Origin of the sequence: Streptomyces glaucus (assembly GCF_039533365.1) — a bacterium.
GTDB classification, from domain to species: domain Bacteria; phylum Actinomycetota; class Actinomycetes; order Streptomycetales; family Streptomycetaceae; genus Streptomyces; species Streptomyces glaucus.
This window is the reverse complement of record NZ_BAAATK010000010.1, coordinates 1-18,384: the sequence shown is the minus strand read 5'-3', so window position 1 is coordinate 18,384 and position 18,384 is coordinate 1. Positions and strand designations below refer to the sequence as shown.

Here is an 18,384-nt window from a genome sequence, read left to right as displayed (position 1 = left end):
GCGGCGTGCTCCGACACCGTGTCGGAGCACGCCGCCCCCGGGCGGCCGCGGGTGGCGGCCCGCGTGGTCGTCCCGGTTACTTCGGGTCGCGGTCGAAGACCGCCTTCGACCAGAAGTAGCCGAGCCCGGAGAGGGCCAGGCACCAGGCGACGGCCAGCCAGCCGTCGTGGCCGATCTCGCTGCCGAGCAGCAGGCCGCGCAGGGTCTCGATGGCCGGGGTGAAGGGCTGGTACTCGGCGATCGGCTGGAACCAGCCCGGCATCGCGTCGACGGGGACGAAGGCGCTGGAGACGAGCGGCAGGACGATCAGCGGCATCGCGTTGTTGCTGGCCGCCTCGACGTTGGGGCTGACCAGGCCCGTGCCGACCGCGATCCAGGTGAGCGCCAGGGCGACCAGCGCCATCAGCCCGAACGCCGCCAGCCACTCCAGGGCCGTGGCGTCGGTGGACCGGAAGCCGATGGCCACGGCGACGGCGCCCACCAGGACCACGCTGGCGACCGACTGCAGCACGCTGCCGACGACGTGCCCGATGAGCACGGAGCCGCGGTGGATCGCCATCGTGCGGAAGCGGGCGATGATGCCCTCGGTCATGTCCATGGAGACGGACACCGCGGTCCCGACCACGGTGCCCGCGACGGTCATCATCAGGATGCCCGGGACGAGGTAGGCGAGGTAGTCGGACCGGTCCGCCCCGCCGCCCCCGATGCCGGCGCTCATCACGTCGCCGAAGACGTAGACGAAGAGCAGCAGCAGCACGACCGGCGTGAGCAGCAGGTTCAGCGTCAGGGACGGGTAGCGGCGGGCGTGCAGCAGGGTGCGGCGCAGCATCGTGGACGAGTCGCGCACGGCGAGGGACAGGGAGCTCATCGGACATCCTCCTCGGGTCGGCCGGGCCGGCCGGGCTGGGGGTCGGTGCCGCCGGTGAGGGCGAAGAACACGTCGTCGAGGTCGGGGGTGTGCACGGTCAGCTCGTCCGCCTCGATGCCGGCGGCGTCCAGCCAGTCGAGGATGGAGCGCAGCTCGCGCTGGCTGCCGTCCGAGGGGATCCGCAGGGCGAGCGCCTCGTCGGCGGGGGTTCTGCCGCCGGGGCGGGGCCGGGCGTGGGGGAGGGCGGCCTCGCGCAGCGCGGCGGCGGCGGACCGGTGGGCGGCCGGGTCGGTGAAGCGGAGCCGGACGTGTCCGCCGGGGACGAGCCGCTTCAGTTCCTCGGCGCTCCCTTCGGCGGCGATCCTGCCGCCGTCGAGCACGGCGATGCGGTCGGCGAGCTGGTCGGCCTCCTCCAGGTACTGGGTGGTGAGGAAGACGGTGACGCCGCCGGTGACCAGCTCGCGGATGATCTGCCACATGCTGTGGCGGCTGCGCGGGTCGAGGCCGGTGGTGGGCTCGTCGAGGAAGATGATCCGCGGGCCGCCGACCAGGGTCATGGCGATGTCCAGGCGGCGCTTCATGCCGCCGGAGTAGGTGGCGGCGGGCTTCTTCGCCGCGTCGGTGAGGTCGAAGCGCTCCAGCAGCTCGGCGGCGACCCGCCGCCCCTCGCGCCGGGGCAGGTGGTGCAGGTCCGCCATGAGGAGCATGTTCTCCTCGCCGGTGATCAGGCCGTCGACGGCGGAGAACTGCCCGGTCACCCCGATCGCGGCGCGCACGGCCTGCGGGTCGGCGGCGAGGTCGTGGCCCGCGACCCGGGCCTGTCCGCCGTCGGCGGTGATGAGCGTGGACAGGATCTTCACGGCGGTGGTCTTGCCGGCGCCGTTCGGGCCGAGCAGCGCGAAGACCGAGCCGGCCGGGATGTGCAGGTCGATGCCGTCGAGGACGGTCCTGTCGCCGTAGGACTTGCGTAAGCCGACGGCGGAGACGGCGGCCGGCGACGCGTGATCGCCGCCCCTGTTGGATGTGAGCATGACAGAAGAGGGCATGGGGTTCTCCGTTCGGAGCCCGAGGCGGGCGGGGAGCGGTCGGGGGGCGTGGTGCTCAGGCCCGGGCGCGGCGGATGTCGATGTTGCCGTGCCGGGTGCGGGCGTGGACCTTGACGGTGTCCTCGGTCCGCTCCGGGGTCTCGGACGCGGTGAGCGCGTTGCGCACCTGGCCGGAGCCCGAGCTGACGTCGAGCCAGGCGGCGGTGCCCTCCCGGACGCCGACCTCGATGGCGCCGTAGGAGGTCTCCAGCTGGACGGTGCCGCGGACCACTTCGCCCACCCGCAGGGTGCCGTGGGCGGTGGCGGCGGTGACCGAGTCCTCGGCGCGCGCGATGTCGATGTCGCCGTTGGCGCCCCTCACCCGCAGCTCGCCGGTCGCGGCGCCGACGGTCGTGGTGCCGTGCGAGTTCTTCAGCACCGCGGAGCCGTCGACGAGGCCGACGCGCAGGCTGCCGGAGCTGGTGGTGATCTCGGCCGGGCCCTCGACGCGGTCCACGGCGACCGAGCCGTGCGAGGCGGTCAGCTGCAACGGGCCGGTGGTGTCGAGGCGGACGTCGCCGGACGAGGTCTTCACGCGGACCTCGCCCAGCCGGCCCTCGCCGAGCACCTGGGCCCAGGCGCCGGTCATCTCGACGTGCGACCCGGTGGGCAGGTCGACCGTCACGTCGACGGTGCCGGTGCGGCCGAGGCCGAGCAGCGGGGGCTTGGGCGTGCGGACGGTCAGCACGCCGCTCGCGTAACCGATCTCGGTCTGGTCGGCCGCCCGCACGTCCTGCTCCTTCTTCGGGTCGCGGGGCCGCACCTCGACGACGGTGTCGGGGCGGTCGCTCGCGGTGAACTGGATGGAACCGGCCTGCACGTAGGCGGTGACCGAAATTGCTCCGGGGGTGTCGAAAGAAGGCATGGCTGTCCCGTCCTCCTGGCTCTCTGGGATGTCCCCGCTGGTGGGACGTGGTCTGGGTGGAGTGGTGCGGGCGGGGCGCGGCTAGCGCACCCAGCCTGTGAAGCTCTGTCCGACGGTCCGGGTCTTCTCCGCCGCGCGCGGTCCCGCGCCGCCGTCGATCGCGGCCGACACGGCCCGCACCAGCCACGCGTTGACCGACAGGCCCTCGCGGCCGGCGGCCTCCTCCACGCGTGCCTTGAGGTGGGCCGGCAGGCGCAGGTTGACGCGGGCGGTGCCGCCCTCGTCGGCGTCGGCCGGGGCCGCGGCCGGGAACGGTTCGACGGGCGCGGCCGGCTCCGCGGGGGCGCCGCCCGCCGGCGGCGGCGTCACCACGAAGTCGGGGTCCAGTCCGCGCAGCCGTACGTCGACCGAGCCGGGGGCGAGCTCGCGGGTGATCTCGTCCATCGCGGCGGAGAGCACGTTGAGCAGGGTCAGGCGGGTCGCCGACTCCAGGGGAGCGGTGAGCCGCTCGGCCAGCTCGCGGGCTTCGTCCCCGCCGGCCTCGGCGGCCACCGCGAGTTCGCGGCGGAGGGTGTCGACATACGGCGTGAGGTCCATAGCGCCATGATGGCACCATCATGGCGTCACATGCAAGCCGGATGGGCGCCGCGTGGCGCGTGTGCGCACTGAAACGTCCTTTGAGGTGCGGAGACATCAAGAGGGGGAGTGGGCGATGGTGGCGCCCTGTGCGCCCGTGCGCCGTCGGGGAGAGTGAAGTGGCGCCGCTTGGCACACTGTGGCACCACATGGCGCTGGATGGCGCCAAGGGGTGCCACTCGGTGTCACGTAATGCCACGCGGTGCCGGGCGGTGCCGCGGGGAGGGGGCCCGCCCCCGTCACGGCGGCCGGGAAGCCGCCCGGCGGCACCCCCGCCGCCCGCCCGGCGCCGCGCCGGACGGCGAGGGCCGGCCCCGGCGCCGGCCGCGGTCCCGGCCGGTCCCCGGGGCCGCCGGCCGGACGGCCCGGATCACCACCCCGTCACGGACCGGACGCAAAAAGTCACCGCACGCCCCTCGTGGCGGCGATGTGTCTTACCCCACACTGGGTTCCGGTGCCTGAGTCCCCGGAGCGCGGCCGGCCGTCCCCCCACGGGTCGCGGGCCCCCGCGGTCCCCCCACCGCGTACGGGACGGACAGCGGCGAGGCCGCCGACTCCGCCCCCGAAGTACCGCTGCCGTACCCCTCTAGCAGCGATCATCCTGGAGGTCGCCCCCGTGCAGACCCAGACCCTCGTCCAGACCGACATCGGTACGGACGGCACGGAACCGGACGCGGAGACCGGCGTGCTCGTCGCGGTGCCCCCGCCGGACCGTGCCGTGCACCACCCCGGGACGGGCCCCGCGGACCCGCCCGAGCCGGCGGAACCCCCGGCCGGGGCGCTGGAGGCGGCCGAGCCCGTCGGACCGCCGCCCGCCCGCCCGGAGACCGGCGGCCCCTCCGCGGACCTGTTCCGCCAGTACCTGCGCGAGATCGGCCGCATCCCCCTGCTCACCGCGGCCGAGGAGGTCGAACTCGCCCGCCGCGTCGAGGCGGGCCTGTTCGCCGAGGAGAAGCTGCTGAACACCCCCGACCTCGACACCGAGCTGGCCCTCGACCTGGACCGGCTGGTCGTCATGGGCCGCATGGCCAAGCGCCGCCTGATCGAGGCGAACCTGCGGCTCGTGGTGTCCGTGGCCAAGCGGTACGTGGGACGCGGCCTGACCATGCTCGACCTCGTCCAGGAAGGCAACCTCGGCCTCATCCGGGCCGTCGAGAAGTTCGACTACGCCCGCGGCTACAAGTTCTCCACGTACGCCACCTGGTGGATCCGCCAGGCCATGTCCCGCGCCCTGGCCGACCAGGCCCGCACCATCCGCGTCCCCGTCCACGTCGTGGAGCTCATCAACCGCGTCGTCCGCGTCCAGCGCCGCATGCTCCAGGAACGCGGCCACGAGCCGACGCCGCAGGAGGTCGCCGCCCACCTGGACCTGCCGCCCGAGCGGGTCGGCGAGATCCTCCGCCTCGCCCAGGAGCCCGTCTCCCTGCACGCCCCGGTCGGCGAGGAGGACGACGTGGCCCTCGGCGACCTGATCGAGGACGGCGACGCCGCCAGCCCGGTCGAGTCGGCCGCGTTCCTGCTGCTGCGCGAGCACCTGGAGGCGGTGCTGTCGACGCTGGGCGAGCGCGAACGCAAGGTGGTGCAGCTCCGCTACGGCCTGGCCGACGGCCGCCCCCGCACCCTGGAGGAGATAGGGCGCATCTTCGGCGTCACCCGGGAACGGATACGGCAGATCGAGTCCAAGACCCTCGACAAGCTGCGCGACCACGCCTTCGCCGACCAGCTGCGGGGCTACCTGGACTGAGGACGCCGGCCCGCCGGGCGCACGCACCGAACGCCGCTCCCCCTTGCGCGCGGGTCCGCCGGAAGGGCCCTAGCCGTCGCCGCACCTCATCTCCTCGACGACGGAGTCCCGCAGCTCCCGGCACGGCAGGAAGCCCCGGCCCTCCAGGAGCTTGGAGACCCCCCGGCTGCGCAGGAAGTCGAGGAAGTTGCGGGTCAGGCCGGTCGCGCCCGCGCGGGTGTAGAGGACCTCGGAGGCCCAGAAGGGGTAGTCGCCGTCGAGGACGTCGTCCTTGGCCGGGGGAGTGCTGTTGATCGGCACGGTCCGCACGTTGGGGAAGAACGGCAGGGCGTCGGCCTCGGCGTACCCGATGGCGTTCGGCGTCCGGTTCACGTAGTCGAGCAGTTCCATCGTGGACCCCACGGAGCACACTCCGGTCGCGCCGGGGGCGCACGGCGGGACGGACGCCGGGCTCTTCCGGCCGGTGACCCGCGTCTCGAAGGCGTGCCGGGTGCCCGAGCCGTCGGCCCGGACCACGGCCACGGGCGGGTCGGCGAGGAGTCCGCCCTCGTCGTCGGCCTCTTCCCCGGCGAAGATCTGCGCGAGCTGCTCCTGGCGCAGCCCCCGCTCCCAGAGCGACTCGCCGGGGCCCAGGCTTCTCGCCAGTGACTGGTTGGCCACGACGGCGTAGACCAGGACGCCGACGCGGTGGGCGTCGAGGCCCCGTTCCAGAGGCTGCCCGGCCACGGTGTCCACCATGGCGATGCTCTCCGCCGCCGTGTTCGCGCGCAGCCGGTCCAGCCCCGCGCTGCTGCTGGTCGCCTCCAGCACCACGTCGGTGTCGTGGCACTGCTCCTCGTACGCCTCCTTGACCTGGTGGGCGAGGGGGGAGAAGGCGGTCGAGCCCGTCACCGTCAGCCGGCCCGGGGAGCAGGCGGCGTCGAGCCTCAGACTCGCGTTGTCGGCGTAGACGCCCGCGCCCAGGCTCAGGGCCACGATGAGCGTCACGACGATGGCGGTGGCCCACCGGCGTCTGGCCCGTCCGGCGGTCTGCTTGATGCGGCCGCCCTTCAGCTTCCCGCCCGAGATGATCCTGGGGGGTTTCGGCGCGGAGCCGGCCCCGTCGTCCTCCAGCAGCACCAGGAGCCGGAAGTGCTCGCGCCGGTTCAGGGTGAAGAGCGGCAGGACGATCGTGTCGGTCCGCCGGGACGCGGTCCGGAGCGCGCCCGGCAGGTCGTCCGCCGGCCCGGCCGCGGACCGCGCGGGCGGCAGCGGGCGCAGGGCCGCCTCCAGCGGTTCGCCGGCGTCCCGCACCTTGAAGTGCACGACCTCCTTGCCGGGGAACGTGAAGGTGACGGGGGCCGCGAAGTGCTCCGGTTCGAGCGTCTGCACACCGGAGTTGCGCACCTCGAGAATGACCAGGCTGCCCTCGCTGATCGGACGGCCCTGCCAGTGGATCTCCCACATGCCGGGCGGCGGCTGGCTGTTGATGTGCTTGTTGATGGGCCCGTTGTAGACCTCGCTCCAGCTGATCCGCCGCCACCCCTGGTACCGGTCCAGCCAGAACGCCATGAGACCCGCGCACAAGGCGCACACCAGGGCGCCCGCCCACATCTGCCCGTTGCTCAATTCACCGAAGAAGTCGGCGACCGACTCGAACATCTCAAGCCCCCCTGCTCGAGCGTCGATTCAAGGGAGACAGATGCTCGGCAGCGAAGACTTCACCCGTGTGAGGGCCCGTGGTCCCCCGTGTGAACGGGACGCGAACAAGGCGGCGTCCCTCGGCCCCTTCCGGGCCGGCCCGGGCGGTCCCGCCGCGCTCCACGGCGAAACCGCCCGCCCGCGACGCCGGAACCGCCCGCCTTCCCCGACGGGACCGCCCCCGCCCGCCCGGGCGCCGCCCGGTGACCTAGTCGACCTCGGCCACCGCCTGCGCGAACTGCGCCTCGTACAGCCGCGCGTAGACACCGCCCGCCGCGAGCAGCTCGGCATGGGCGCCCTGCTCGACGATCGACCCGTTCTCCATCACCAGGATCGTGTCCGCGTCCCGGATGGTGGAGAGCCGGTGCGCGATGACGAACGACGTCCGCCCGTGCGCCAGTTTGGCCATCGCCTTCTGGATCAGCACCTCGGTCCGGGTGTCGACCGAGCTCGTCGCCTCGTCCAGCACCAGGATCACCGGGTCGGACAGGAACGCCCGCGCGATGGTGATGAGCTGCTTCTCACCGGCGCTCACCCCGCTGCCCTCGTCGTCGATCACCGTGTCGTAGCCGTCGGGCAGCGTGCGGATGAACCGGTCGGCGTGCGCGGCCCGCGCGGCCTCCTCGATCTCCCCGCGGGTGACCTCCCGGGCGGCCCCGTACGCGATGTTCTCCGCGATGGTGCCGCCGAACAGCCAGGTGTCCTGCAGCACCATGCCGATCCCGGCGCGCAGCTCGTCCCGCGACATCCGCGCGATGTCCACGCCGTCGAGGGTGATGCGCCCGCCGGTGACCTCGTAGAACCGCATGAGCAGATTGACCAGCGTGGTTTTGCCCGCGCCGGTCGGGCCGACGATCGCGACCGTCTGCCCGGGCTCCACCGTCAGCGACAGGTCCTCGATCAGCGGCTTGTCGGGGTCGTACCGGAACGACACGTGCTCCAGCTCCACCCGGCCGCGCAGCCGCTCCGGCCGCACCCCCGGCACGGGGTCCGCCGTCTGCTCCTCCGCGTCCAGCAGCTCGAAGATCCGCTCGGCGGAGGCGACGCCCGACTGGACCAGGTTCGCCATCGACGCGACCTGCGTCAGCGGCATCGAGAACTGCCGCGAGTACTGGATGAAGGCCTGCACGTCCCCGATGGACAGGGCGCCGGAGGCGACCCGCAGCCCGCCCACGACCGCGACCAGCACGTAGTTGAGGTTCGACACGAAGAACATCAGCGGCTGCATGATCCCGCTGTTGAACTGCGCCCGGAACCCGGCCTCGTACAGCGCCTCGTTCTCCTCGGCGAACCGCCGCGCCGACTCCTCCTGACGGCCGAACACCTTCACCAGCGTGTGCCCGGTGTACATCTCCTCGATGTGCGCGTTGAGCCGGCCGGTGGTGCGCCACTGCTGCACGAAGTGCGGCTGCGACCGCTTGCCGACGCGCGTGGCGACGACGAACGACAGCGGCACGGTCACCAGCGCGACCAGCGCCAGGATCCAGGAGACGTAGAACATCATCGCCAGCACGCCGACGATGGTCAGCAGCGAGTTGATCAGCTGGCCCATCGACTGCTGGAGCGTCTGCCCGATGTTGTCGATGTCGTTCGTCGCCCGGCTGAGCACCTCGCCGCGCTGCCGCCGGTCGAAGTACGACAGCGGCAGCCGCGACAGCTTCGCCTGCACGTCCTCGCGCATCCGGTACATCGTCCGGTTCACGGCCCGGTTCACCAGCCGCGTCGCCACCGCCATCAGCAGCCCGGCGACCGTGAACACGGCCAGCGCCAGCAGCAGGACGTTCCCGACGGCCGTGAAGTCGATGCCCTCGCCCGGCGTGAAGTCCGTACCGCGCAGCATGTCGGCGACGTCGCCGTCGCCGCGCTCGCGCAGCGAGTCGAGGACCTGCTCCTTCGACGCCCCGGACGGCATGTCCCGGCCGACGATCCCCGCGAAGACCAGGTCGGTGGCCCGGCCGAGGATCTTCGGCCCGATCACGCTCAGGCCGACGCTGAGGACCGTGCACAGCAGCAGCACGCCGAGCGTCAGCCGCTCCGGCGCGAACCGCGCCACGAGCCGCCGGCCCGACTTGCCGAAGTCCATCGTGTGCTGGTCGGGGTCGCCCCCGGCCATCATCCGCGCCGCGGGCCCGGCCATCAGGCAGCCTCCGCTTCCGTGAGCTGGGAGAGCACGATCTCCCGGTAGGTGTCGTTGTCCGCCATCAGCTCGTGGTGCCGGCCCGTGCCGACGACCCGGCCCTCGTCGAGGACGACGATCCGGTCGGCGTCCCGGATCGTCGCCACCCGCTGGGCGACGATGACGACGGTCGCCTCCGCCGTCTCCCGGGCCAGGGCCGCGCGCAGGGCCGCGTCGGTGGCGTAGTCGAGCGCGGAGAAGGAGTCGTCGAAGAGGTAGATCTCCGGGCGCTGCACCAGGGTGCGGGCGATGGCCAGCCGCTGGCGCTGACCGCCGGAGACGTTGCCGCCGCCCTGCGCGATCGGCGCGTCCAGCCCGCCCTCCAGCCGCTCCACGAAGTCCTTGGCCTGCGCCACCTGGAGCGCGTGCCACAGCTCCTCGTCGGTGGCGTCCGGATTGCCGTACCGCAGATTGGTCGCGACCGTGCCCGCGAACAGGTAGGGCTTCTGCGGGACCAGCCCGACGGTCCGCGCCAGCAGCGCCGGATCGACGGTCCGTACGTCCACCCCGTCGACCAGGACCTGTCCGTCGGTGGCGTCGAAGAGCCGGGGCACCAGCCCCAGCAGCGTGGACTTGCCGCTGCCGGTCGAGCCGATCACGGCCGTGATCTCACCCGGCCGGGCGACGAGGTCGACGTCCTTCAGCACCGGCTCCTCCGCCCCCGGGTAGCGGAATCCCGCCCCGCGGATCTCCAGATGGCCGTGGCGGCGCAGCTCGGTGACGGGCGCGGCCGGCGGCACGACGCTCGACGCGGTGTCCAGCACCTCCTGGATGCGCTCGGCGCACACCTCCGCGCGCGGCACCATCATGAACATGAAGGTGGCCATCATCACGGACATGACGATCTGCATCAGGTAGGCGAGGAACGCCGTCAGGTCGCCGATCCCCATGCCGCCGTCGTCGATGCGGTGCGCGCCGATCCACACCACCGCGATCGACGACAGGTTGACCACCGTCATGACCACCGGGAACATCAGCGCGAGCAGGTTGCCGGTGCCCAGCGCCATCTCGGTCAGGTCGGCGTTGGCCCGGCGGAAGCGCTGCTGCTCGTACTCGTCGCGGACGAAGGCGCGGATGACCCGGTTGCCGGTGATCTGCTCGCGCAGCACCCGGTTCACCGTGTCCAGCCGCTCCTGCATGGCCCGGAACAGCGGACGCAGCCGCCGCACGATCAGCGTCACGCAGACGCCCAGCACCGGCACGACCGCGACCAGCACCCCGGACAGCGGCACGTCCAGGCCGAGCGCCAGCACGATGCCGCCGACGCACATGATGGGCGCCGACACCATCAGGGTGAACGTCATCAGGGCCAGCATCTGCACCTGCTGGACGTCGTTGGTCGTCCGGGTGATCAGCGACGGGGCGCCGAAGTGGCCGACCTCGCGCGCGGAGAAGGACTGCACCCGGTCGAAGACGGCGGCCCGCAGGTCCCGGCCGAGCGCCGAGGCCGTCCGCGCGCCGTAGTACACGGCGCCGATGTTGCACACGACCTGGACCAGCGAGATGCCGATCATCAGAGAGCCGAAGCCCAGGATGTAGCCGGTGTCGCCGCGCACGACGCCGTCGTCGATGATGTCCGCGTTCAGCGTGGGCAGGTAGAGGGTGGCGCAGGTCTGCAGGAACTGCAGCAGCACCAGCAGGGCGATGGGTTTTCGGTAGGGCCTGAGACAGGCCCGCAGAAGTCGTATGAGCACGCTGGGTCTCTCGGAGTCGGCGATGGGGGCAGGTGATTGCTCCTGGCCCCTATCGTCGAACACTCCACCCGCGTTACCTCAACTGATTAAGCCAACAGGGGCCCGCGAGCGGGCCCCGCCGGTCCCCGCCCCGCCCCCCCCGGGGCGGCCGCGGGAGGCGGTCACGGCCGGAACGCCCCCGGATGGGTCTGCTCGCGCACCGACACGAACTGCTGGCGCACCGCCTGACCCACCGCCAGCTCCTCGCCCGGCTCCAGCACCTGCGCGACCGCGCCCTGCCAGGCCGGCGGGGTGCGCGGATCGAGCGTGCCCCGCGACACGCCGAGCGCCCAGGCCGCCTGCCGGGCCGCGCCGATCGCGGCGTAGTCCGCGGGCTGCGGTACGACGACCTGCGTCCCGAACAGCGAGGGCGCCGCCGCCTGCACGGCGGGCAGTTCGGCGGCCGGCCCCAGCAGGAAGATCCGCCGCACCTCCACGCCCCGGCCGCGCAGCACGTCCAGGGCGTCGGCGAGCCCGCACAGCATTCCCTCGAACGCGGCCCGCGCCAGGTGCTCCGGCTTCATCGACTCGCGCCGCAGCCCGGCCAGGGTCCCCGCGGTGTGCGGCAGGTTCGGCGTCCGCTCGCCCTCCAGGTACGGCAGCAGCACCAGCCCGTGCGCCCCCGGCGTCGACTTCATCGCCAGGTCCGACAGGCTCTCCAGATCCGGCAGCCCGAGCAGCTCGGCGGTGCCGCGCAGGGCCCGTACGGCGTTCAGGGTGGTGACGACCGGCAGGTGCAGGCCGGTCGCGTCGGCCAGCGCGGTGATCGTCCCGGACTGGTCGAGCAGCGGCTCGGAGTGCACGGCCATCACGGACCCGGAGGCCCCGAGGGAGACCACCGCGTCCCCGAGCCCGACCCCCAGCCCGAAGGCGGCGGCCATCGTCTCGCCGGTCCCGGCGGAGATCAGCAGCCCCTCCGGCGTCGTGCCGGCCGCGTCGGCGGGCCCGACGACCTCGGGCAGCACGGCCTGGTGGCCGAGCGCGAGCTCGACGAGATCGGGCCGGTAGGCGCCGGTCGCCGCCGACCAGTAGCCCGTGCCGGAGGCCCCGCCCCGGTCGGTGGTCCTTCGGACCGGCCGCCCGAGCAGCTGCCACACCAGCCAGTCGTGGGCCTGCATCAGGACGGCGGTGCGCAGGGCGCTGTCCGGTTCGGTGCGGGCCAGCCAGCGCAGCTTGGTCACCGGCTGCGCGGCCTGCGGCACGCATCCCACCGCCTGCGCCCACGCCTCGCGCCCCCCGAGCGCGTCGACCAGGTCGGCCGCCGCGACCTGCGTCCGCTTGTCGCCGCCGACCATGGCCGGGCGCACGGTGTTGCCCTGCGCGTCCAGCGGCACGACCGCGTTCTGCTGCGCGGAGACACCGATGGCCTGCACGCCTTCGAGCAGCCCGCCGCCCGCCGCCTCCCCGAGGGACAGCAGCCACGCCTGCGGATCGACGTCGGCGGGGCGGCCGCCGCCCTCGGGACTCTCGACCGGATGCGGCGCGTACCCCTGCCTCAGTACGGCCCCCGTGTCCGCGTCGCAGACGACGATGCGAGTGAAATCGGGCGAACTGTCCAACCCGGCGACTATCCCCATGGTCGAAATTCTGCCGCACCGCGCGGGGTGGCTGCGCCGGATGTGTTCCCGGTGTCCCGGCAGGCGGCGTTCGCCCCGCTGTGCCGCCTGGCACCTTCCCCCGCCGCGAGGGCGGGGAAGCGGCCCCCGCCCACCACACCGGCCGGAAGCCCGGTACGTCCGTACGGGGGCTTCCGGCCGGCGCGGCGGGAGTGTGCGGGACGCCGCTCCCCGCGGGCGAACGGCGCCTGCCGGAGCGCTAGGTGGCGCTGGTGCCCCAGTCGTCCGTGCCGCTGCCGTTCGCACTGCGCTCCCGCAGGGACCGCACCCGCTGGGCCACCGAGTCGGGCACGCGGTCGCCGACCTTGTCGCTGACCGCGTGGTACGCCTTGTCGGCGAACTGGCGGCTCTGCTGGGCCGCCGTCTCGGCGGTGTTGCGGACCGCGGGGTTCTGCGCGATCTGCTGTGCGGACTTCTTCAGCTGCTCGTAGCGTTCGCGCCCGGCCTTCGTGCCCAGCACGTAACCCAGGGCGAGTCCGGCGACGAACGTGAGCCGGTAACGCATGGCGGCCACCCTTCCTTGCGTAGGTCTCCGGTGCGGCGTCGGCGCCGGGAGGTACCGATTGGCGGAGCACCCCCCTGCTTGCGCTAATGTATGTGTCGCAGCGAGCGCGCGCCCCCTGGCGAATACCCAGGCAGACGCGTTCGATGCAACGAGGCATTCCTCCGTAGCTCAATTGGCAGAGCAGCCGGCTGTTAACCGGCAGGTTACTGGTTCGAGTCCAGTCGGGGGAGCTCGGTCCTCCGTAGCTCAATTGGCAGAGCAGCCGGCTGTTAACCGGCAGGTTACTGGTTCGAGTCCAGTCGGGGGAGCACGCTGAACGAGGACCCCGAAGGGGTCCTTTTTCATGGCCTTCGCACGTGTCTTCCCTCACTCCGCCGCGCGGCCGCGGGAACCGTACGGGGTGCGGTGGAGTCCTCGAGGTCATGAACGCCGTGACGTAGCCGACCACCCGAGGCAGTAGATCGTATGACCGGCTATGCTGCGGCAGACGGCGCGCACACCTGTACGCGACACGCCGCTATGGGGCGGTAGCTCAGCCGGTTAGAGCAGCGGACTCATAATCCGTCGGCCGTGGGTTCGAGTCCCACCCGCCCCACCAGAAGCAGGGGGAGGAGCCGTCCCCGCCCGGGCGCGGCGGGCGGCGCTGAAACCCTCTCAGCCCTTCCCGGCCGGCGCCCCGCGCGCCTCTTTTCGTCGGAGGTGCTTCAAGTTCTTGTGAAGCGAACGGCATGGTGGCCGTACTCCGTTGGGAGGCTGGCCCCCTGGCCGTCACACTGATCACGGGTGCCGACCGAGGGCTGGGCAGGGAGACTGCGAGGCGGCTGATCGGCGCAGGGCACACGGTCTGCATCGGAGCCCGCGACAAGCGCCTCGGGGAGGAGGCCGCCGCCGAGCTGGGCGGCCGGTCCGTGGTGCTCGACGTCATGGACGACGCCTCGGTGCGGGCGGCGGCGGAACGCGTCCGTGCGGAGGCCGGGCACCTCGACGTCCTCGTCGACAACGCCGGGATCATCGGCCCCGGCAACGACGCCCACGACGCCACCGCCGAGCAGGTCCGTACGGCCTACGAGACCAACGTCTTCGGCGTCATCCGGGTCACCCACGCCTTCCTGCCGCTGCTGGAGGCGAGCGACTCGCCCGTGATCGTCGACGTGAGCAGCAGCTTGGGCTCGCTCGGGATCGCCGCCGACCCGGAACGGTTCACCTCGCCCCTCCCCGTCTGCTACCCCGCGCTGGCGTACAACTCCTCCGAGGCCGCGCTGAACATGATCACGGCGCAGTACGCGCGCGCCTGCCCGAGGATGCGGATCAACGCCGTCGACCCCGGTCACACGGCGACGGACCTGAACGGGCACACGGGACCGCAGACCGTGACCGAAGGGGCCGGCATCATCGTCCGCATGGCCCTGATCGGCCCGGACGGGCCCACCGGCGGGTTCTTCGGCAACAACGGGCCGGTCTCCTGGTGAACCCGGGCCGGCGGCCCTCCCGCCGTCACGGCGCGGAGGGCCCGCCCGGTGCGGCGGCCGGGGGCGGCGTGCCCAGCAGCACGGCGGCGACCTGCTCGAAGTAGGGCGAGATCTCCTCGACGCAGGCCTCGGAGAGCGCGGGCGTGTGGGCGAGGGAACGCGCGACCGTGATCCCCAGCAGCCAGGCGGTGAGGAGTTCGGCGCGCAGCTCGCGGTCCGGCAGGTCGACGAGCCGGGTGAGCGCGCGCACGTAGTCGTCGTGCAGCCGGGCGCCGAGCCGTTCACGGCAGTCCTGCCGGCCCGAGGAGAGCAGCAGGGCGGCGAGGGGATGGCCGCCCTCGGCGCCGGGGGCCTGCCGCATGGCCGCGTGCAGCAGGCGGGTCGGGACGTCCTCGGGCGTGTCCTCGGACGCCGCCTCCTGGTCCCGGTCGTCCTGGGCGCTCTGCGCCGCCTGCTCGAAGAGCCGCTCCTTGGAACCGAAGTAACGGAAGATCAGCGCCGGGTCGACGCCCGCGTCGCGGGCGATGTCCCGGACGCTGGTCGCGTCGTAGCCGCTCAGGGCGAAGCGGGCCCGGGCCGCGGCCAGCAGGGCGGCCTGGGTGGCGGCGCGGTCACGCTTGCGCTTCGGCGGCTGAGGCATCGGCGTCCGTCCCCTCGAAGTCAGCGGTCGTTGACATCCTAAGCCGGGGATGCGTAGCGTGAGGTAAGTCATCGATCGATGACTTCGGTCGACCGCTGCCCTCCGCGCTCAAGGGGACTTCTGGTGAAGACGGTTGTGATTTCCGGCGGCAACGACGGGATCGGCAGGGGGCTGGCCCTGGCGCGTCTGGCGCGGGGCGATCAGGTCGTCGTGCTCGGCCGCGGCGCGGACAAGGGGCGGCGGTTCCTGGCGGAGGCCGAGGCGCGCGGCGCCCGCGACCGCGCCCACTTCGTCGCGGCGGACCTGAGCCTGGTGAGCGAGAACCGGCGGGTCGTCGAGGAACTCACCGGGTCCTTTCCCGCCCTCGACGCCCTGGTGCTGTGCGCCCGGTTCTTCCGGTCCGCCCGCTTCGAGACGGCCGAGGGGTACGAGAGCACCTTCGCGCTGGAGTACCTCAGCCGCTACGTGCTGAGCCACGGGCTGACCGGCGCGCTGGAGAAGTCCGAGTCCCCGGTCGTCGTGAACGTGTCGGGTCCGGGCATCCCCAAGCCCGCCATCCGCTGGGACGACCCCCACTTCCGCACCGGATACAGCGGCATCGCGGCACAGCGGCACGCGGGTACGGCCAACGACCTGCTCGGTGTCGCCTACGCGGCCCGCCACGGCGAGGGCCGCACCCGGTACGTGCTGGTCAATCCGGGCAGCACGGCAACCAGCTTCGCGGGGGAGTACGACCCGGTGACCAAGTCCCAGGTCGAGGCGATCCGACGGATGGGCAAGCCGGTGGAGCAGGCCGTCGCGCCGATCGCCGAGGTGATCGACGCCCCGCCCGCCGAGCCGCTGAGCGCCTTCGCCGAGGGGCGGCGGATCGGGGTGGACGACCCCCGGCTGTTCGACAGGGAGGCCGCCGCGCGACTGGCCGAGTTCACCGAACGGCTGCTCGCCCGCTGACGGCCCCGGTTCCGCCGGTGGGGGAGCGCCGGGGACGAGGAAGCGTCCGGGTGCTTCCTCGTCCGGGCGACGCGCCGCGCGCCGGGCGGCCGTCCTCTCCGGCTATCCGGCCCGGGGGCCGAAGGCGCTGCAGAACGTACCGGCCGCCGCCCGGGCCAGGGCCCGCAGGACCTCGTCGGGCAGCTCGCGGGTCCCGAAACGCGACCGCGCCTCGGCGGGACCGGTCAGGAGCGCGAGGAACTGCTCCGCGGCCTCGGCCGGATCGGGGGTGCGCAGGTGGCCGCTGAGCGTGAGGCGCGCGAACCGGTCGGCCAGCGCCTCGGTGAGCCGGCCGGTCCCCGTGGTCTCCAGCAGATCCGGGAACCGGTGAGCCTCCGCGCAGAGCAGCCGGCGCAGGGCCCTGGACCGGTCGCCGCAGTAGCGGCGGAGCAGACGGTGGCCGACGTCCTCCAGCGCACCGCGCAGGTCGTCGGCGGGCCGGGCGAGCCGCTCGACGATCCGCAGGTTCTCGGCGACCTCGTGCTCGGCGGCCAGCTTCACCGCGTGGTGGAAGAGGTTCGCCTTGTCGTTGAGGTGGTTGTAGACGGTCGGCTTGGCCACGCGCGCCTCGGCCGCGATCTCCTTGACGCAGGCGTTGGCGTACCCCTCACGCGCGAACACGGTGAAGGCGGCATCCAGGATCGCCTGCCTCTTGTCGATGCGGCCGCGCGGCGCCCGGTGTCGCGACGCTGCTGTCGAGGTTGCTTCGGTCACCTCGGCATCGTACTCGACACCCCTCTTTTTTGGTCTTGCTGGTTCAATTCATTGGTTGTGGCGAGCAACTCAGGAAAGCTAGATTGAACCCGCTGGATCATTTTTCGGGTAGCAACCGGAGGAGTCGTGACGCAGTTACGGGCCGACCGCCTGGAACCGGCGCTGGTGCGGCTGATCGCCGTGGTCCTGCTGGGCGGGATGCTGGGCATCCTGAACAGCACCATGGTGTCCGTCGCGCTGGACCCCCTGAGCGAGGAGTTCGACGCGTCCATCGGCGCCATCGGATGGGCCTCCACCGGCTTTCTGCTGGCCGTCACCGCGCTGATCCCGTTCACCTCGTGGGCGGTCGACCGGTTCGGCAGCAAGCGGATGTGGCTCATCGGCCTGACGCTCTTCCTGGCCGGGTCGCTGGCCTGCGCCCTCGCGTGGAACGTGGGCAGCCTGATCGGCTTCCGGGTCGTCCAGGGACTGGGGGCGGGCATCCTCGACCCGCTGGTGCTCGTGCTGCTGGCGCGCGGCGCCGGGCCCGCGCGCGCGGGCCAGGTGATGGGCCTGATGGGTGTCGTCCTCTCGCTCGGGCCCGTGCTCGGCCCGGTCGCGGGCGGCGCCGTCCTCGAGAGCCTCTCCTGGCGCTGGATGTTCTGGCTCAGCGTTCCCCTGGCCCTGCTCGCGCTGCTGCTGGCGGTGAAGGTGGTCCCCGCCGACGCCCCGGCCGGGGCGGAACCCGCCCACCACCGCCTCGACGTCATCGGGCTGGCCCTGCTCGGGCCGGGATTCTCGGCACTGGTCCTGGCGCTGACGCAGAGCGCGGAGCGGGGCGCGTTCACCGACTGGCTGGTGCTCACGCCGCTGGTCCTCGGCGTGGTGATGCTGGCCGCGTACGCCGCGCACGCCCTGCGCGCCCGGCGGACGCCGCCGCTGATCGACCTGCGCCTGTTCAGGAGCGGCAGCTTCACCGCGAGCGTCTCGGTGATGACGCTGAACGGCTTGGCCACCTTCGCCGGCCTGTTCGCCCTGCCGCTGTACTACCAGCAGGCGCACGGCCACGGCACGCTCGCCGCCGGTCTGCTGGTGACGCCGATCGGCCTGGGCGCCGCCCTGGCGATGCCGCTGGCCGGAACCCTCAGCGACCGGATCGGCAGCCGGAGCCTCGCCCAGGGAGGCGCCGTCGCCGCCGCTCTGGGCGGGCTGTGGCTCACCGGGATCTCCGCCACCACCTCCGAGGTGTGGCCGTCGACCGCCGCACTGATCATGGGCGCGGGCATGGGCTTCGTCGGCGCGCCGACCATGGGCTCGCTGTACCGGACCCTGCCCGCGCCGCTGGTGCCGCAGGGCAGCTCCGTGCTCTACATGCTCAACCAGCTCGGCGCGGCCCTCGGGATCGCCCTCGTGACGGTGATCATGAAGACCCTGGGCGACGGGAACGTGATGGACGGCATCCACGGCGTCTACTGGTTCACCGTCGCCACGCTCCTCGTGCTGCTGATCGCCACGGTCTTCCTGCCGGGGCGGTCGCAGGACGCGCCCGCGGCCGCCGGCCCGGCCGAGGAGCCGGCGCCCGCCCCCGAGCGGCCGGCCGCCGACGCCCACGGGGCACGCTGAAGGCCGCCCCGCGCCGGGCTCCCGCTCCCCCACCGGGTACGTCCGGGTGGGGGAGCGGGAG

The 18,384-nt window shown here is 72.9% G+C and carries 14 protein-coding genes, 3 tRNA genes and 1 pseudogene; 7 read left to right on the top strand and 11 right to left on the bottom strand.

Features of this window, described 5'->3' with window-relative positions; translation table 11 throughout:
* Nucleotides 1–76 precede the first annotated feature (76 nt).
* From ABD363_RS10135 to ABD363_RS10120, 4 genes are all read right to left on the bottom strand, one after another.
* Nucleotides 77–868: an ABC transporter permease gene (locus ABD363_RS10135; RefSeq protein ID WP_344601856.1), complete on the bottom strand. Its 792-nt coding sequence runs from the start codon at nt 866–868 to the stop codon at nt 77–79.
* Nucleotides 865–1,914, bottom strand: coding sequence for an ATP-binding cassette domain-containing protein (locus ABD363_RS10130; protein ID WP_344601854.1), 1,050 nt, complete (start codon nt 1,912–1,914; stop codon nt 865–867). The genes ABD363_RS10135 and ABD363_RS10130 overlap by 4 nt, the downstream gene beginning before the upstream one ends.
* Before the next feature lie 55 nt (nt 1,915–1,969).
* A complete protein-coding gene (locus ABD363_RS10125) occupies nt 1,970–2,818 on the bottom strand; it encodes a DUF4097 family beta strand repeat-containing protein (protein WP_344601852.1) in 849 nt (282 codons plus the stop codon).
* A gap of 81 nt (nt 2,819–2,899) precedes the next feature.
* Entirely contained in the window at nt 2,900–3,415 is a 516-nt protein-coding gene (locus tag ABD363_RS10120; RefSeq protein ID WP_344601850.1) for a hypothetical protein, read from the bottom strand.
* Nucleotides 3,416–3,908: 493 nt separating this feature from the next.
* On the opposite strand from ABD363_RS10120, the pseudogene ABD363_RS10115 reads away from it, so the two are divergent.
* Nucleotides 3,909–5,198: pseudogene (locus ABD363_RS10115) on the top strand (RNA polymerase sigma factor).
* A gap of 69 nt (nt 5,199–5,267) precedes the next feature.
* Here the strand turns inward: ABD363_RS10115 and ABD363_RS10110 are convergent.
* The 5 genes from ABD363_RS10110 to ABD363_RS10090 all read right to left on the bottom strand — a co-directional run bounded on the left by ABD363_RS10110 (nt 5,268) and on the right by ABD363_RS10090 (nt 12,908).
* Nucleotides 5,268–6,839: a PstS family phosphate ABC transporter substrate-binding protein gene (locus tag ABD363_RS10110; RefSeq protein WP_344601848.1), complete on the bottom strand. Its 1,572-nt coding sequence runs from the start codon at nt 6,837–6,839 to the stop codon at nt 5,268–5,270.
* A 247-nt stretch (nt 6,840–7,086) separates the two neighbouring features.
* Nucleotides 7,087–9,015, bottom strand: coding sequence for an ABC transporter ATP-binding protein (locus tag ABD363_RS10105; RefSeq protein WP_344601846.1), 1,929 nt, complete (start codon nt 9,013–9,015; stop codon nt 7,087–7,089).
* Complete coding sequence (locus tag ABD363_RS10100; RefSeq protein ID WP_344601845.1) at nt 9,015–10,748, bottom strand: ABC transporter ATP-binding protein; 1,734 nt, start codon at nt 10,746–10,748, stop codon at nt 9,015–9,017. The genes ABD363_RS10105 and ABD363_RS10100 overlap by 1 nt, the downstream gene beginning before the upstream one ends.
* A 161-nt stretch (nt 10,749–10,909) precedes the next feature.
* On the bottom strand, nt 10,910–12,364 hold the full coding sequence (locus ABD363_RS10095; protein WP_344601844.1) for an FGGY family carbohydrate kinase: 1,455 nt from the start codon (nt 12,362–12,364) through the stop codon (nt 10,910–10,912).
* Between the two features lie 238 nt (nt 12,365–12,602).
* The gene (locus ABD363_RS10090) at nt 12,603–12,908 is read right to left on the bottom strand and encodes a YtxH domain-containing protein (protein WP_344601842.1); all 306 of its coding nucleotides are present in this window, start codon (nt 12,906–12,908) and stop codon (nt 12,603–12,605) included.
* A gap of 157 nt (nt 12,909–13,065) precedes the next feature.
* Between ABD363_RS10090 and ABD363_RS10085 the strand changes: the two genes are divergently transcribed.
* The 4 genes from ABD363_RS10085 (at nt 13,066) to ABD363_RS10070 (ending at nt 14,377) form a co-directional block, all read left to right on the top strand.
* Nucleotides 13,066–13,138, top strand: a tRNA-Asn gene (locus ABD363_RS10085).
* Between the two features lie 5 nt (nt 13,139–13,143).
* Nucleotides 13,144–13,216: transfer RNA gene (locus ABD363_RS10080), tRNA-Asn, on the top strand.
* A gap of 213 nt (nt 13,217–13,429) precedes the next feature.
* A tRNA-Ile gene (locus ABD363_RS10075) sits at nt 13,430–13,506 on the top strand.
* A gap of 163 nt (nt 13,507–13,669) precedes the next feature.
* A complete protein-coding gene (locus ABD363_RS10070; RefSeq protein WP_344602105.1) occupies nt 13,670–14,377 on the top strand; it encodes an SDR family NAD(P)-dependent oxidoreductase in 708 nt (235 codons plus the stop codon).
* A gap of 25 nt (nt 14,378–14,402) precedes the next feature.
* Here the strand turns inward: ABD363_RS10070 and ABD363_RS10065 are convergent, their stop codons facing one another.
* Nucleotides 14,403–15,017, bottom strand: a complete 615-nt coding sequence (locus ABD363_RS10065; RefSeq protein ID WP_344601840.1) for a TetR family transcriptional regulator — start codon at nt 15,015–15,017, stop codon at nt 14,403–14,405.
* Nucleotides 15,018–15,140: 123 nt separating this feature from the next.
* On the opposite strand from ABD363_RS10065, the gene ABD363_RS10060 reads away from it, so the two are divergent.
* Nucleotides 15,141–15,968, top strand: coding sequence for an SDR family NAD(P)-dependent oxidoreductase (locus ABD363_RS10060; RefSeq protein ID WP_344601838.1), 828 nt, complete (start codon nt 15,141–15,143; stop codon nt 15,966–15,968).
* 102 nt (nt 15,969–16,070) lie between these two features.
* Here ABD363_RS10060 and ABD363_RS10055 read toward each other — a convergent pair whose 3' ends face one another.
* A complete protein-coding gene (locus ABD363_RS10055; RefSeq protein ID WP_344601836.1) occupies nt 16,071–16,721 on the bottom strand; it encodes a TetR/AcrR family transcriptional regulator in 651 nt (216 codons plus the stop codon).
* A gap of 126 nt (nt 16,722–16,847) precedes the next feature.
* On the opposite strand from ABD363_RS10055, the gene ABD363_RS10050 reads away from it, so the two are divergent.
* Nucleotides 16,848–18,323 carry a DHA2 family efflux MFS transporter permease subunit gene (locus tag ABD363_RS10050; protein WP_344601834.1) on the top strand — a complete coding sequence of 492 codons (1,476 nt, stop codon included), beginning with the start codon at nt 16,848–16,850 and terminating at the stop codon, nt 18,321–18,323.
* Nucleotides 18,324–18,384 lie beyond the last annotated feature (61 nt).